Origin of the sequence: Allocatelliglobosispora scoriae (assembly GCF_014204945.1) — a bacterium.
GTDB lineage: Bacteria > Actinomycetota > Actinomycetes > Mycobacteriales > Micromonosporaceae > Allocatelliglobosispora > Allocatelliglobosispora scoriae.
Window position 1 is genome coordinate 1,663,129 of sequence record NZ_JACHMN010000002.1, and the last position, 15,842, is coordinate 1,678,970.

The window sequence follows — 15,842 nt, forward strand, 5'->3', positions numbered from 1 at the left end:
AGTGGACCGGTGGGCACAGGTCCGCTCGGCCTGTGCCCACCGGCGCTTGTTACGAGGCGTAGACCTCGAACTCACTGACCTGGCCGGCCGGCCAGCCCGTGTTACCCGTGAACGACAAGCGCACGTAGCGCTGGCTCGTCGCGGTGAAGGTGATCGTCACCGTGTTGGCGGAGCCGGGGTTGAACTCGTACCCGGCCGACGCCTTCAGGGTGCTGAATGACGTGTTGTTCGTGCTGCCGAGCACCGACAGGGTCTGGGTACGCGTACCCCAGCCCGAGGGGAGCTTGACCACGACGCGGCCGACCGAGGTCGCCGCACCGAGGTCGACGGTGATCGTCTGCGGCCACGCGTTGTTGACGCTCTCCCAGTAGGTGCCGGCGTTGCCGTCGACGGCCCGGGCGGCGTTGTAGATGTCGGCGTGACCGGACTCGGCGACCGACTTGTTCAGCGCCAGGTTGGTGTTGGCGACGATGCCGTTGCCCGCGAGCGTGATCGTGTGCGGGCTGCCCGGTGCGTTGCTCGTGAACGAGATGCTGCCCGAGCGGGTGCCCGCCACGGTCGGCGTGAAGGTCACCGAGATCGTGCAGGACGCGCCCGCCGCCAGCGAGGATCCGCAGGTGGTGGTCCGGGCGAAGTCGCCGCTGATCGAGGTGGAGCCCAGCGTCGCCGCGCTGCCACCGGTGTTGGTGACGGTCACGGTCTGCGTGCCGCTCGTGGTGCCGACGGTCTGGTTGCTGAACGACAGGCTGCTCGACGAGAGGCCGATCGCCGGGCCGGACGGCTGGGTGCCGCCGCCGTAGACCTCGACCTCGCTGAACTGCCCGGCCGGCCAGCCGGTGTTGCCGGTGACGGTGAGCCGGATGTAGCGCCGGTTCGTCGCCGTGAAGTTGGCGCTGGCACTGTTGCCGGTCGCCGGGTTGAAGGTGTAGCCCGTCGCCGCGGCGATCTCGCTGAAGGTGGTGCCGTCGGTCGAGCCGAGGACCTGCACCGTCTCTGTCCGCGTCGCCCACGCCGTCGCCGGCGGGAGCTTCATCGTGACCTTGTTGACCGAGGTCGAGGCACCCAGGTCGACCGTGATCGACTGCGGGAAGGCGTTGTTGTTGCTCTCCCAGTAGGTGTTGGCGTCGCCGTCGACCGCGTTGCCCGAGGCGAGGGCCTGGACGTGGCTGGTCTCGGTGGTCGGCTTGCCCGCGGCGAGGTTGCCGCTGGGGTTGAAGCCGGTACCGCTGAGGTTGACGACGTGCGGGTTGCCCTGCGCGTCACTGCCGATGCTCAGCTGGCCGGTCCGGGTGCCCGAGACGGTCGGCGTGAACGTGGCGGAGACGGTGCAGGTGGCCCCCGGCGCCAGGGTCGCGCCACAGGTCGTGGTCCGGGCGAAGTCGCCGCTGACCGCGACACCGCTGATGTTGACCGCGATCGACCCCGGGTTGGAGACGGTCACCGTCTGCGCGGCGCTGGTGCTGCCGATGTTCTGCGTGCCGAAGGTCAGGCTCGACGTGCTGAGGTTGAGCTGGCCGACCGGCTGCGGAGACGTCGACGGGGACGGGCTCGGCGAGGTCGACGGGCCGGGCGACGACGGGATGCCGCCGTTGGTCCAGACCGGGGTCGGCCACACGCCGGTGCAGGCGGGCGGGTTGGCGTACCAGCCGGAGTTGCCCGCGCCCTGGGTGATCTGGAAGCCGCTGCCCACGCAGTTGTGGATCGGGTTGGGCTGCGCGATGTGGGTCGCCACGACGTTGGTGAAGGAGACCTGGCTGGCCGCCTGGACCTGCAGCGCGTAGGTGCCCGCGCCGTCGATCTTCACGTTGTTGAGGTTGATCCCGCTGCTCTGGCCCTCGATCCAGTGCAGCGCCGCGTAGGAGCTGTCCAGGATGTCGGTGTCGGTGATGTTGATCGTCGCACCGGCGATCGGCTCGTTGAGACCCGAGAACCAGATCGCGCCGACGCCGAAGTTCCAGTTGTAGTCGGAGTTGCCGTTGCGGATCAGCGTGTTGCGGGCGACGGTGAAGGTGCCCGCGACCGCCGTACCCTGCCCGGAGCTGACGCCCGGGTAGCGGTTGGCGATGTGGATGCCGCCGCCGTTGGTGATCGAGTCGGCCGTCACGTTGTCGGTGATCTTGATGTCGCGGCCGCCGTAGGAGACGATGTTGTTCGCGAGGATCGTGACACCGACCGTGTTGTGGTCGAAGGAGTTGTTGACGTTCGCCACGCGCTCGGGCCACATCGCCAGGCCGTCGTCACCGGTGTTGCGGACGAAGGTGTTGGTGACCGCCGAGTTCGTGACGCCGGTGTGGAAGTTGACGCCGTCGGCGGTCTGGTCCAGGATCCGGCTGTTCTTGATGACGAAGTTGTTCATCGGGCCGTCCATCCAGGCCGCGACCTTCGTGTTCTCGAACCAGACGTTGTCGATGACCGAGTCGGTCATCGCACCGCCCATCGCGTTGACCTGGTCGTCGTCGACGCGCTCCTGGATGTCGCCGATGATGGCGAGGTCCTTGACGGTGACGTTGCGGCTCGGGCCGTTGGCCTCGTGCGAGCGCACCGCGCCGCCGTAACCGCCACCGGGGACGTACTTGCCGTAGATGCCGACGGCCCGGTTGCGCTGGGTGGGGTGGCGACCGGTGAGCACCGAATACCACGGGCCCGCACCGGCGAGGGTGACACCGTCGACGACGATGTGGTCCCAGACGGTGTAGGTGCCCTGCGGCACGTAGACGGTCCGGCCCTGGGCCTTGCCCGCGTCGACGGCCGCCTGGAACTTGGCGGTGTTGTCGACGGCGGCACCCGTCGGGTCGGCACCGAAGTCGGCGACGACGTCGATCGCGTTGGCGGGCTTGCCCTTCGCGGCCGGCACGTTCTCGAAGTCGGCGAGGTCGATGGTGAAGCTCGGGGAGGCGGCGGTCGACGCGACCTGCACCCGGATCTTCGTGCCCGCCGCGTAGGTCTGCCCGAACATCGTCCGGGTCTCGTCGTAGAAGTGGTGCGGGTTGGTGTCACCCGGGTTGTTGTTGAACGGGTAACCGCCGTAGTACCAGCCGTACTTGCTCGTCACCGGCATGGTCTTCAGGAAGGTGTTGTTCACCCGCACGTCGATCGTGGCGTCGCGGCCCTGGCCGCTGGGGCCGTCCGGGATGCTCGCGCGCAGCACCATCGCGTTGGCCGGGGCGGTGAGGGTGAACTCGACGTACTCCCCCACCGCGTCCAGCGTCACGGCCTGGCGGCCCGACGCCTCTGACGGCAGCGTGCCGTAGTAGCGGTTCGGGCCGATGAAGGTGCCGTTGGTCGCGGCGTACTCCGCCTCCTGCTCGAGGAAGGGGACGGAGGCGCCGCGACCGGGCACGTTGAGCGGGGACAGCGCGGGTATGCCCGCGGCGACGGCAGGACTCGCCACCGAGAGCGCGATCGCGCTGAGAGTCGCCGCGCCCAGGAGCGCGGCGGAACCCGCGGCGAGTAGTCGCCGCGGTTGGGACAGGTTACGCATGGTGCAAAACCCTTCTGGTCGAAAAGCTCGGGGGTCGACCTGAGCGGAGGCGGCGCGGGCGCGCCACCCGGTCGGGGTTAAGCGGTGGTTCCTCCTTCTTCTTTCTAAAGCTGTGTCTCCGTCAGCTCAGTCGCAGCCAGACGGCGGTGTCGGTGGGGAGCAGGCCATCCTGGAGCGGGCCGCTCGCGAGCAGGAGGGTGTGGTGGGCGGGCAGCTCGACGGGGACGTCGGAGAGGTTGACCACGCACGCCAGATCACCCTCGCGCCGGAAGGCCAGCACGCCGGGAGCGCTGTCGATCCAGGTCAGGGGACCGTCACCGAAGCCCGCCTCGGTCCGGCGCAGCCGCAGGGCCGACCGGTAGAGGGTGAGCATCGAGTGCGGGTCGCCGACCTGGACCTCGGCCGTGTAGGCCTTCCACGCGGCGGGCTGCGGCAGCCACGGGCGCTCGGTGGCGCCGTCGGGGCTGAAGCCGAAGGGCGCCTCGTCGCCGGACCAGGGCAGCGGCACCCGGCAGCCGTCGCGGCCCGGGTCCTTCTTGCCGGACCGGATCCACATCGGATCGGTCTTCATGTCGTCCGGGATGTCCTCGACCTCCCACAGGCCGAGCTCCTCGCCCTGGTAGAGGTAGGCGGCGCCGGGCAGGCCCAGCGTCAGCAGGATCGCCGCGCGGGAGCGGCGGGTGCCGAGCTCCAGGTCGACCGGGATGTTGTTGCGCTTGGCGGCGAAGCTGAACGCGGTGTCCTCGCGGCCGTAGCGGGTCACCTGGCGGGTGATGTCGTGGTTGGCGAGCACCCAGGTCGCGGGCGCGCCGACCGGCGCGTGCGTCTCCAGCGTCTCGACGATGACCTCACGCAGCTTCGCCTCGTCCCAGGCGCAGGCGAGGAAGCTCAGGTTGAACGCCGTGTGCAGCTCGTCCGGGCGCAGGTAGTTGGCGAAGCGCTGCGCGTCGGGCATCCACACCTCGCCGATGAGCGCGCGGTCGCCGCCGTACTCCTCGGCGACCCGGCGCCAGGCGCGGTAGATCTCGTGCACCTCGTCGCGGTCGCGGAACGGGTGCGCCTCGACCTCGTGCACCTCGGGCAGGTCGGGGTGCTTGGCGAGCAGCGCCGCCGAGTCGATCCGGATGCCCGCGGCGCCCCGGTCGAACCAGAACCGCAGCACGTCCTCGAACTCGGCCTGCACGGCCGGGTTCTCCCAGTTCAGGTCCGGCTGCTTGGCGTCGAAGAGGTGCAGGTACCACTCGCCGTCCGGCACCCGCGTCCACGAACCGCCGGCGAGGAACTCGTTGGGCCACTCGGTCGGCGGCAGCTCGCCGTTCTCCCCCTTGCCCGGCCGGAACCAGAAGAGGTCCCGCTCGGCCGAACCCGGTCCCGCCGCGAGCGCCGCCTGGAACCACGCGTGCTCGTCGGAGATGTGGTTGGGCACGATGTCGACGATCACCCGGATGCCCAGCTCGCGGGCCTCGGCGATCAGCAGCTCGGCCTCGGCCAGCGTGCCGAAGACCGGGGCGATCTCGCGGTAGTCCGAGACGTCGTAGCCGGCGTCGGCCATCGGCGACGCGTACCAGGGGTTGAACCAGATCGCGTCGATCCCGAGATCACGCAGGTAGGTCAGGTGAGCCCGGATGCCGGCCAGGTCGCCCACGCCGTCGCCGTTGCCGTCGGCGAAGCTACGCGGATAGACCTGGTAAATGGCTGCGCCGCGCCACCAGGGGGTGTCTGTGTGAGACACGGGGGACCTGCTTTCTAAACGTTTCCGGGTACGCCTCACCTGGGCGATCGTCGTCGATCGCCTCAGGTGGACCGTATGGGGTTCGGCGGTTGGACAAGGAACGTTTGCCCGAGCGGTCTCCGAGCGGTCAGCCCTTGAGGCTGCCCGCGCTGAGACCACTGAGGATGCTGCGCTGGAAGACCAGGAAGACTGCGATCATCGGTACGCTGGCGATGGCGAGACCGGCCATCAACTCGTCCATCGGCACCCGGCCGGTGGTGGAGAGCCGGCTCAGCGCCACACTCAGCGTCTGCACCTCGGGGTTCTGCAGGACCAGGAGTGGCCAGAGGAAGTCCTTCCACATCCCGATCACCGCGCTGATCGACACGACGGCGAGCACCGGTCTCGACAGCGGCATGATGATGCTCCACAGGATCCGCAATCGCCCGGCGCCGTCGATGCTGGCGGAGTCGAGGATGTCGTTGGGGATCTGGTCGAAGAACCGTTTGAGCACGTAGACGTTGAACGCGTTGGCCGCTCCCGGCAGCCACAGCGCCCACGGCGTGTCGAGCAGGTTCAGGTGGAGGATCGGCACGTCGGCCACGGTGAGGTAGGCCGGGATCAGCAGCGCCGCGGCCGGCAGCATGAGGCTGGCGAGCATCGCGCCGAGCACGAAGCGGCCGAAGATCGGGCGCAGCTTCGACAGGGCGTAGGCGACGCCGACGGCGACGAGCACCTGGATCAGCCAGCCGCCCAGGGAGTAGAAGGCGGTGTTGAAGAAGAACTTCGCGATCCGCAGCTGCTCCCACGCCTTGACGTAGGTCTCCGGGTGGAAGCTCTCCGGGATGAAGGTCGGGGGCGTGCGGACCATCTCCGCCGGGTCCTTCAGCGCTCCGGTGACCATCCAGTAGAGCGGGAAGAAGAAGACCAGCGCGAAGAGGATGATCAGGAACCACAGCACGAAGAAGTAGAGGAAGCGGTTCTTCCCGCGGTTGAGGTCCGTGCTGGAGATGAGGCTGCGCGCAGCGCTGTTCGTCTCGAACTTCTTGGCCATGATCAGTCCTTGTCCCTGGTCAGCCGGAGGTACACGGCGGAGAAGACACCCAGCAGGATGAAGAGGAGCACGCTCATCGCGGCGGCCATGCCGAAGTCGTGGTTGACCGTGAACGCGTAGCGGTAGATGAGCACCATCACGGTGATGGTGTCCGGGTTGGTGGTGCCGGTGAGCTGATAGGGCTCGACGAAGACCTGCATCGTCGCGACGACCTGCAGGAGCAGCAGCACCAGCATGATGAAGCGCATCTGCGGCAGGGTCACGTGGCGCAGGCGCTGCCAGATGCTCGCGCCCTCGATCTCGGCCGCCTCGTAGAGCTCACCGGGAATGCTCTGCAGCGCGGCGAGATACATGATCGTCGCACCACCCATGTTGGCCCAGGTCGAGACGAGGACCAGCGAGATCATGGCGGTCGAGGAGGACTGGGTCCACTGCGACTCCGGCAGGCCGACGCCGCGGAGCAGCGTGTTGAACAGGCCGTTGCCCGGGTCGTAGAAGAACTGCCAGAGGAGCACGACGACGACCGGCGGCATCATCAGCGGCAGATAGACCGCGACGCGGAAGAAGCCCTGGAAGTGGCGCAGCTCGTTGATGACGATCGCCATGAAGAACGGCACGAGGTAGCCGAGGACCAGTGCGAACAGCGTGAACTTCAGCGTGTTCCACCAGGCGGTCCAGAACAGCGGATCGTCGAAGATCGCCTTGAAGTTGTCGAGGCCCACCCACTCTGGGTCGGTCACGAAGTTGACCTGCTGGAAGCTGAGGATCACGCCTTTGATCAGCGGCCACCAGGAGAAGATTGCGAAGCAGGCGATGCCGGCGGCCATGAAGCAGTAGGCGAGCAGGTTGTCCTGCACCCGCCTCTTCAGCTTGTCGCGCTTTGCCCGCTGCTTCTCGCCAGCGACGTTGGACCGGTCGGAACCGCCGCCGCCACTGTCGCTGACCCGAAACTCCGAATCAAGAACCACCATCGCCAAACCCCTTGAATGAAGAACCCTGACCGGTCCGTCCGGACTGTGGTGCCACCCGGACCGCTGTCCCATGGCTGCAGGTCGCGGTGCCGCCGGGAAGGGCGGCACCGCGACCGTCAGGCGTTACTTGACCGCGGCGAGGATCGCGTTGATCTGCTTCTCGGCGTCAGCCAGGAGAGCGGCGATGTCCGCGTTCTTGTCGGTCAGCACCTTGGCCATGGCAGCGTCGAGCACCGCGTAGACCTGCTGAGCCGCCGGCGGCTCGGTCTTCAGCGGAACGCTGGTCATGCCGGCCACGAACGGCGCGTAGTTCTCGGTGGGGACGTTGGCGTACTTCTTGCTCGCCGCAGCCTGCTTGTCGGCAGCCGCACCGGACCAGATGGCCGGCTCGGGCAGACCCACCGGAAGCTTCGCGTCAGACGCGATCTTGTTCTTCTCTTCGATGCGGTCGGGGTTGTTGAACTCCCACGCGAGCCACTTCAGACCGGCCTTGATCTTCGCCGGGGTCGCCTTCGCGTTGAACATGAAGCCGTCGCCACCCGCGAGGGTGCCCTGGCCGCCGGGGACGGAGCCCAGGCCGTAGTCGGCGAAGTTGCCCTTGAACTGGTTCACGATGGTCGGGATGTTGTCCGACGTCGCGACGTACATGCCCAGCTTGCCGCCGGCCATGAGCTGCAGGAGGTCAGCCCACTCGAGCAGCTGGCGCTGCCCCATCGAGTTGTCCGTCCAGCGCATGTCCTTGAGCTGCTGCAGAACCTGCTTGCCCTTGTCGTTGTTGAAGTCGGCCTTCCACGTGTCGCCGTCCTTCTTCGCGACCTGACCGCCGATGGAGTACAGCTCGGCGGTGAAGTGCCAGCCACCCGTGTTGCTCTTGCTGTAGTCGCCGTAGCCGACGTAGCCGGAGCCGAGCGCCGCGATCTTCTTGGCAGCCTCGCGAACCTCTTCCCACGTCTTCGGCGGCGCGGCCGGGTCGAGACCCGCCTGCGTGAAGAGCTTGCGGTTGTAGAGCAGGCCCATCGAGTAGTTGGTCCAGGGCAGGCCGTAGACCTTGCCGTCGGGACCGGTGAAGACCTTCATCAGGTCGGGGCGGATCTGCTCGTCCGACGAGATCTCACCCAGGTACGGGGTGATGTCGGCAACCTGCTTCTTGGCGATCAGGTTGGCCGGGTCGGTGAAGTAGACGTAGAAAACGTCCTCGAGCTGGCCACCGGCGAGCCGGGTGGTGAACGTCGCCGGGTCCATCTTGCCCTCGCGGGCGTCGATCTTGATGTTCGGGTTGGCCGCCTCGAACGCCTTGACCGAGTCCTGGAACGCCTTGCGGTTCACCGGGTCCGTGTCCGGCGGAAGGGCGTTGACCGTGATGGTCACTGGACCGTCAGCAGTGTCTTTGGCGTCATCCGATCCACAGGCCGCGGTGAGCATCGCGGCGCCGATGGTCAGGACAACGGCCAGGCCCAGACGGGCCCGCCTCGTGTTCATAAGATGGAGGTCCTTCCTCAGAGGGAGGTCCCGTGCGAGGCGAGGCTCTGGAAGGTATCGCCTCGCACGGGTTTGCTGGTCTGTTGCCTACCTGTGTTCCCGTGGTGTTTCAGAAACATCGCCGCGATGTGTCAAGTCCGTGGCGTAGGCAGACACTAAACCGAACTCTGCAAGAAGTCCATATGACAATGCAAAAACGTTACGCGGAACCGCGCTGACGTTACGCTGAGCGTTAAGAAGCGATGCCCGTCGACCCTCGTACCACCAGCTCGGGCTCGAAGACCAGGGCATCCGCGGGTACGGGAGTGCCGGCGATCTGTGACACGAGCATCGCCACGACGGCCTGTCCCATCGCCTCTATGGGCTGCCGGACGGTCGTCAACGGCGGGTCGATGCACGCCATGAACGCCGAGTCGTCGTAACCCACGACGGAGACGTCACCCGGGACGCTGAGGTTCATCCGGCGCGCGGCACGCACCGCACCCAGGGCCAACACGTCACTGGCGCAGATCAGCGCGGTCGCAGAGCGGTTGATGAGGCGGCCGGCGGCGGCGTGGCCGCCCTCCATGGAGAAGATCGTCCGCTCCACCGGGTCGTCCAGGGCCCGGTCCTTGTGCCCGTAACGCAGCTGCGCCGAGAGGAACGCGGTCAGCTTGACCTCGGACGGAACGTGATCGTCCGGCCCGAGGATGAGCCCGATCTTGGTGTGCCCCAGCGAGGCGAGGTGCCCGTAGGCCTGGTCCACGGCATGCCCGTCATCCGTGGACACCCGGGCGAATTTAAGACCCTCGACGGCGGCATTAACCAAGACGACCGGCAGGTTGCGATCAGCCAAACGGTGGTAGTGCTGATGGTCGGCGGCGGCCTGGGCGTAATTGCCACCAGCGAAGATCACGCCGGAAACGTGCTGCTCAAGCAGCATGTCGATGTAATCACCCTCGGAGACGCCGTCGGCGGTGCGGGTGCAGAGCACCGGCGTGAACCCGCGCATCGCCAGAGCCCCCGCGACCACCTCCGCGAAGGCCGGGAAGATCGGGTTCTGCAGCTCCGGCAGCACCAGCCCCACCAGGCGGGCCCGCTCGCCGCGCAGCTTCGTGGGGCGCTCGTATCCGAGCACGTCAAGGGCGGTGAGAACCGCCGTTCGGGTGGCCTCCGAGATGCCGGGCTTGCCGTTGAGGACCCGCGAGACGGTCGCCTCGCTGACCCCGACGTACTTGGCAACTTCGGCCAGTCTTCGCGTCATGCGTGCAAGTGTAGTGCATGCCCGTGCAAGACACTTGCACGGGCATTTCCTCCGATGTGCGGAGCCCCCTCAAGCTCCAGGTCGGGACTAGGTGCGGGGAACCTGCTTCAACTCGGCGGCGCCGAAGGAGACGGATGTGGCGGTGCTCCAGACGGTGACGCTGTAGATCGCCGTCAGGTCCGTACCCCGGGGGATCTCGTAGGTCTGGTCGCCCTTCGCCGCTTTGAGCGGGCCCAGGTCGACGTGGAAGCCGTCGTCGTAGGCGGCCTTGTTGCCGGCGGTCACCCGCTGCGCCGACAGCATCAGGTGCAGATCGGGTGCGGCGGTGGTGTCGAGGCCGACGATGACGAGCTGGGTGTGTCCGTCGGTGTAGAGCTGGACCAGCCGGGCCTCGCCGGTCGTCTTGTGCTCGTGCGAGACGAAGTTCCCCTTCGCGAGCAGCGACACCCGCTGGCCGCCCGGCGTCGCCGAGGGGCCGACCGACTCGGCCGAGGGCGAGGGCGCGGCGGCGGTCGCACCGGTGGCGCTTCGGCCGAGGGTCCAGTAGATCCCGAACCCCACGCCGATCAACAGGATGACAGCGACTGCCCAGGCAGCGGGCTTGCGCAGGAGAGTACTCATGGGACCGGACACTACGGTTCCGCGACCCCGCCAATGATCGTTGAATATCGATGGAATCCGCTCGGTGGGCCTGTTCGGAACAGTCTTCCGTCCAGGCTGACCAGTGCGAACATCGCCGTCGGCGGCACCGGCCGAGCGCCGCGCCCGTCGAGCCGGCCTCAAGCAAGGCCCTAGGCGAGCTCCGCCGCGCCGAAGGAGACGGAGAACCTTTTGCACCAGATCGTCACGCTGCGCAACCCGGTGAGGTCCACTCCGGCGGGGACCGCGTAGACCTGGTCGCCCCGGTTGCCCTTGAGCTTGCCGAGCTCGACGTGGCGGCCGTCGTCGAAGACATACCAGCTCTTGGTGACCCGCTGGTCGGTGAGCCAGACGCGCAGGTCCGGTCCGTCCGACGTACGCAGACCCAGCAGCACCACCCGGACCGAACCGTCGGCGAGGCGGACGAGCTGGGCCTTGCCCGTCGTCTCGTGCTCGTGCGTCACGAAGGAGCCCGTCGCGAGCAGCACGTTGACCGGTGACGGGCTGGGCGCGACCGGGTCGGGCGTCGCGGGTGCCGACGAGGGCACGGTCACGACCGGCACCGCCTCGGTCACCGTGGTCGAGGTGAGCAGCCGCCACGGCGCGAACCAGTAGAGCCCGGCCCCGGCGACCACCGCCAGCAGCCCGATGATCACCCAGGTCAGGGGCTTGCGCAGCGCTCTCCTCATAGGAGTCGACGCTACCCGGTGGCGGGTTGATCGCTGATTATCATCTGCTTACGGCCGGTGACGAGGAGCCAGGCCGGCAGCACCGCGACGCAGAGCACCACGAGGATGACCGGCTCGGCGACGAGGACCGCGCCGATGAAGATCGAGAGCCAGCCGGAGCGGGTGACCGCGAGCGTCAGGCCGAGCACCCCCGACGCGATGGCCAGGGTGAGCGGGATCGAGGTGATCAGCGCGTTCGCCGCGATGCCGAGCGCCGCCCCGGCGAAGACCACCGGGAATATCCGCCCGCCCCGGAAGCCGCTCGTCGCGGCGACGAGCATCGCCGCCACCTTGATCCCGACCAGGCCGAGCAGTGCGCCGAAGCCGAAGTCCGCCCGCTCGGCGACGAGCTCCTTCATCTCCGCCAGGCCCTTGAAGAGGCTGAGGTGCCCGCCGAGCATGCCGAGCAGCCCGAGCACGACACCGCCGGCGGTGACGATCAGCAGCGGGTGGCGCAGCCGGGCGAACCAGGCGTGGAGGTAGGGGAAGCAGACTGTCCCCACCAGTCCGATGAGGGCACCGGCACACGCGATCACCGAGCCGCTGACCAGGTCGATCGGCTCGAACCCCCGGTAGGCGGGCAGGGTCAGCGTCAACGATGCGCCGCTGGAGACCGCCATCGAGGTGAGGCTGCCCGCACCGGCCGCCACGAGCATCGGGAAGAGCCTGTCCCAGAGGGTCAGGCCGTCGGTCCCGCCCGGGGCGGCGGGTTTGTCGGCGAACGACTCGGTGATCATCAGGGCGGCGGCTATCGGCGTACCGAAGAGGGCTCCTAACGTGCCCGCGGTCGCGAGCCCCGCCCAGACCGGGACCGGGACGCGCCGGCTCAGCCGCATGCCCACCGTGACCGCGAGCGCGGCGTTGGCCGTCATGATCGGGAACTCGGGACCGAGGCTGACCCCGCCCGCGAGGCCGAGGACGGCGGCGAGCAGCAGGCTCGGCACGATCGAGATCGGGCTGGGCGGGTGGATCAGCTCCAGCGTGGCCGGGTCGGGCCCGCCGTGCCCCGGCATCAGCCAGATCACCAGGCCGACCGCGACGCCGGTCGCGGTGAGGACCGCGAAGATCCACCACTTCGTCTCCGCCGTGGCGCCGAAGAGCTTCGGCAGGTCCGTCCAGAGCAGGTCGTGCAGCCAGTGCTCGGCGATGAGGTCCAGGGCGGCGAGGATCAGGCTGCTGACGATGCCCACCGCGAGCGCGGGCACGACGAGAGCCAGCAGCGTGCGCGCGTTCGTCCTGGTCGCCATGTTTTACACGTTATATGCCCATTGACACCGCTCTGGGGCAGTTGGCGGTTACGCCTCGGCGAGACCTCGGCGGCGGCGGACGCTGCGCTCGATCACCCCGAAGATCGCGTCGACCAGGATGCCGATGAAGAAGATGACGACGAGGGTCGCGAGCAGCCCCTTGGCGTTGCTGAGGTCGCGGTAGGCGGTCATCTGCACGCCGAGCGCGGGCATGCCCGGGATGATCGAGAGCAGCTCACCCGCCATCAGGCTGCGCCAGGAGAACGCCCAGCCCTGCTTGAGCCCGGCGATGAAGGCCGGCAGCGCGGCGGGCGTCACCACGAAGCGGTAGAGCGAGAGCCCGCGGGCGCCGATGTTCTTGCCAGCCCGCAGCCAGATCGGCGGCACGTAGTCGATGCCCGAGATCACGCCGTTCGCGATCGACGGCGCCGCGCCCATCACGACCACGAAGAAGATCGCGCTCTCGTTGAGGCCGAAGATCAGGATCGCGAAGGGGAACCAGGCGACCGACGGCAGGGTCTGCAGCGCGGTGATCATCGAGCCGATGCCCGCTCGCAGCACCTTCACCCGGGCCACGGCGAAGCCGAGCAGCGACCCGCCCAGCACCGAGATGCCGAAGCCGAGCAGTGCCCGGTTCATCGTGTTGAAGACGCCCTCCCACAGGTTGGCGGTCTGCAGCTGGCGCCACAGCTCCTCGCCGACCACCGCCGGGCCGGGCAGGATCCACGGGTCCCGCCAGCCCGACTCGACCACGATCTGCCAGAAGCCGATGAAGATCGCCAATGCGACGAGCTTCGGCCACGTCGCGGCCCACGTCCGGTGGCCGAGACTGCGCCGACCGGACCGGCCCGCCAGCTCCAGTGCGTCGAGCCCGGTCAGGGTCGTGTCGCGGGTGCGCAGCTCAGTTGCCATGACGGCGGACCTCCTCGCGCAGGCGCGCGGTCACGTCGGCGGCGAGTCCGGAGACCGCCGGGGAGTCGATGGTGCGCGGGCGCGGGATCTCCACCCGCTGATCCGAGACGACGCGCCCGGGCCGACTGGAGAGCAGGACGATGCGGTCACCGAGCCGGGCCGCCTCCCGTACGTTGTGCGTCACGAAGATCACCGTGAGCTGCCGCTCGATCCAGATCCGCTCCAGCTCGTCGTGGAGCAGGTCGCGGGTCATCGCGTCGAGCGCGCCGAAGGGCTCGTCCATCAGCAGCACGGGAGTGTCCAGGGCGAGCGTGCGGGCGAGTGCCACCCGCTGGCGCATGCCGCCGGAGAGCTCGTGCGGGCGCTTGCCCGCGAAATCGGCGAGGCGCACCGCGGCGAGCAGCTCGTGAGCCCGCTCCCGGCGCTCCCGCTTGCCGATGCCGCGCAGGCGCAGCGGCAGCGCCACATTGTCGAGCACGTTGAGCCACGGGAAGAGCGCCGGCTCCTGGAACATCAGCGCCGGGTTGATGCCACCGTCGATCGTGATGGCGCCGCTGGTCGCCCGGTCCAGCCCGGCGATGAGGTTGAGCAGCGTGCTCTTGCCGCAGCCGGAGGCGCCGACGAGGCAGACGAACTCCCCCGGCGCGACGTCGAGGGAGACGCCCTCCAGCGCGGCGACCGCACCGGAGTCGCCCCCGCTGTAGATCTTGCGTACGCCGGAGAGCGAGACGGCGGGCGGCGCCGTCACCGTGGCGGTCAGCGTCATGACTTCACCCCGGGCTGCCCCTTGTCGGCCAGCACCTGGTTGAGGAAGGAGAGGTCGTAGATGTCCTTGAGGTCGACCTGGTCGAGCAGACCCGCGTCGACGGCGTGGGCGGCACCGTCGCGCAGGGACGACGGGATCGGGTCGTCGGTGAACTTCAGCGACGGCCACGCCGCGGCGGTCAGCTTCGCGTCGAGCGGCTTGCCGGTGATCCGGCCCAGCGCCTCGTTGAGGGTCCGCTGCGCCTCGTCCGGGTTGGCGTTGATCCACTCGTTCGTGGCGACACTGCCCTTGACCAGGTTTTTCACCACGGTCGGGTGCTTGTCGAGGAACTTCTTGCTGACCAGCAGGTGGGTGATGACGAAGAGTCCGTCGGGCCACAGCTCGCTCTCGTCGAGCAGCTTGACGCCGCCGGCCGCGATCAACCGGGAGGCGAAGGGCTCCGGCACCCAGGCGCCGTCGATCTTGCCGGCCGCGAAGGCGGTCACCGTGTCCGAGTTGGCCTGCGGCTTGATGCTGACATCGCCGCCGCCCTCCTTCGTGGTGGTGAGGCCGCGCTGCTTGAGCCAGTAGCGCAGGGCCACGTCCTGCGTGTTGCCGAGCTGCGGGGTCGCTATCGTCTTGCCGCGGAGGCCGTCCTTGGTGATGCCCGGCTTGACGATGAAGGAGACGCCGCCGGAGGCCGCACCGGCGACGATGCGCACGGCCTGCCCGTCCGACTGGGCATAGGCGTTGATCGCCGGGTTGGGCCCGATGTAGGTCGCGTCGATCGCACCGGCGAAGAGCGCCTCGATCGCCTCGGGACCCGCGTTGAACTGCTTCGTCTCCAGCTTGACCGTGTCGCCGAGCGCGGTGGCGAAAAATTTCTTCTCCACACCGATCACCGGGGTCGCGTGCGTGAGGTTGGGGAAGTGGCCCAGGCGCAGCGCGAGGGGGTCGGCGGCGGTGCCATCACCCTCCTGCTCGCTCCCGCAGGCGGCGAGGCCGGACATCCCGGCGAGCACGAGCGCGGAGATCACCAGCCTTGCGAGGGGACGTCGCATGGGGCCACCATTTCTCTAGATTCCCTACCGAATTAGTAGGAGACTGCCGCAGCCGTCATTCGAACGCAACGAGCGTTCCAAGATCTGGGATATCGGCGCTAGAGAGTTCTTTTGCCAACAGCCGTCAGGCGACGAGCTGCTGGACCGAGAGCGGGAGCTCTCCGGTGACCAGGTGCTCGAAGGTGACCTGCTCCAGCATGGTCCGCTCGTTGGCCTCCAGGGCCAGCCAGACCTCCTGGAGGGCCTTCGCCGCACCCTGGTAGCCCAGATCGGCCGGCACCTGCCCGCGAACCTGCGACAGCGGGCCGTCGATCACCTCGATGACGTCGGCGAGCGAGATCTCCGCCGCAGGGCGGGCGAGCCAGTAGCCGCCCTCCGGGCCGCGCTGGGCGTTGACCACGCCGCCGCGGCGAAGCTGCAGCAGGATGCTCTCCAGGAACTTCGGCGGGATCTCCTGCGCCCGAGCTATCCGCTCGGAGGTCAGCGGGGCATCCGTCGCGGAAGCGAGCTCGATGATGGCGCGGATGGCGTAGTCGACCCTGGCGGAAAGGCGCATGTGAGGAATTATCGC

13 protein-coding genes are annotated in these 15,842 nt (G+C 68.3%); all 13 read right to left on the reverse strand.

The genetic code is table 11. From position 1 onward, the window contains the following. Window positions 1-49: 49 nt before the first annotated feature. The 13 genes from F4553_RS13160 to F4553_RS13220 all read right to left on the reverse strand — a co-directional run bounded on the left by F4553_RS13160 (window position 50) and on the right by F4553_RS13220 (window position 15,827). Window positions 50-3,481 (reverse strand): galactose-binding domain-containing protein, encoded by a 3,432-nt coding sequence (locus F4553_RS13160; RefSeq protein WP_184835836.1) that lies wholly within the window; start codon window positions 3,479-3,481, stop codon window positions 50-52. A 121-nt stretch (window positions 3,482-3,602) separates the two neighbouring features. Further along, complete coding sequence (locus tag F4553_RS13165) at window positions 3,603-5,213, reverse strand: glycoside hydrolase family 13 protein (protein WP_184835838.1); 1,611 nt, start codon at window positions 5,211-5,213, stop codon at window positions 3,603-3,605. Between the two features lie 127 nt (window positions 5,214-5,340). Next, window positions 5,341-6,246: a carbohydrate ABC transporter permease gene (locus F4553_RS13170; RefSeq protein WP_184835840.1), complete on the reverse strand. Its 906-nt coding sequence runs from the start codon at window positions 6,244-6,246 to the stop codon at window positions 5,341-5,343. A gap of 2 nt (window positions 6,247-6,248) precedes the next feature. Continuing rightward, window positions 6,249-7,217 carry a carbohydrate ABC transporter permease gene (locus F4553_RS13175; protein ID WP_184835842.1) on the reverse strand — a complete coding sequence of 323 codons (969 nt, stop codon included), beginning with the start codon at window positions 7,215-7,217 and terminating at the stop codon, window positions 6,249-6,251. Between the two features lie 123 nt (window positions 7,218-7,340). Beyond that, a complete protein-coding gene (locus F4553_RS13180; RefSeq protein ID WP_221469876.1) occupies window positions 7,341-8,696 on the reverse strand; it encodes an ABC transporter substrate-binding protein in 1,356 nt (451 codons plus the stop codon). A gap of 232 nt (window positions 8,697-8,928) precedes the next feature. After that, window positions 8,929-9,939 carry a LacI family DNA-binding transcriptional regulator gene (locus F4553_RS13185; RefSeq protein ID WP_184835844.1) on the reverse strand — a complete coding sequence of 337 codons (1,011 nt, stop codon included), beginning with the start codon at window positions 9,937-9,939 and terminating at the stop codon, window positions 8,929-8,931. Between the two features lie 87 nt (window positions 9,940-10,026). After that, window positions 10,027-10,560: a DM13 domain-containing protein gene (locus F4553_RS13190; protein WP_184835846.1), complete on the reverse strand. Its 534-nt coding sequence runs from the start codon at window positions 10,558-10,560 to the stop codon at window positions 10,027-10,029. 170 nt (window positions 10,561-10,730) lie between these two features. Further along, a complete protein-coding gene (locus tag F4553_RS13195) occupies window positions 10,731-11,267 on the reverse strand; it encodes a DM13 domain-containing protein (RefSeq protein ID WP_184835847.1) in 537 nt (178 codons plus the stop codon). Between the two features lie 11 nt (window positions 11,268-11,278). Next, entirely contained in the window at window positions 11,279-12,553 is a 1,275-nt protein-coding gene (locus tag F4553_RS13200) for an ion channel protein (RefSeq protein WP_184835849.1), read from the reverse strand. Between the two features lie 48 nt (window positions 12,554-12,601). After that, window positions 12,602-13,465, reverse strand: coding sequence for an ABC transporter permease (locus tag F4553_RS13205; protein ID WP_184835851.1), 864 nt, complete (start codon window positions 13,463-13,465; stop codon window positions 12,602-12,604). Beyond that, complete coding sequence (locus F4553_RS13210) at window positions 13,455-14,231, reverse strand: ABC transporter ATP-binding protein (RefSeq protein WP_184835854.1); 777 nt, start codon at window positions 14,229-14,231, stop codon at window positions 13,455-13,457. The genes F4553_RS13205 and F4553_RS13210 overlap by 11 nt, the downstream gene beginning before the upstream one ends. Further along, a complete protein-coding gene (locus F4553_RS13215) occupies window positions 14,228-15,271 on the reverse strand; it encodes an ABC transporter substrate-binding protein (protein WP_184835856.1) in 1,044 nt (347 codons plus the stop codon). The genes F4553_RS13210 and F4553_RS13215 overlap by 4 nt, the downstream gene beginning before the upstream one ends. A 124-nt stretch (window positions 15,272-15,395) precedes the next feature. Further along, window positions 15,396-15,827, reverse strand: a complete 432-nt coding sequence (locus F4553_RS13220; RefSeq protein ID WP_184835858.1) for an RrF2 family transcriptional regulator — start codon at window positions 15,825-15,827, stop codon at window positions 15,396-15,398. Between the last annotated feature and the right edge of the window lie 15 nt (window positions 15,828-15,842).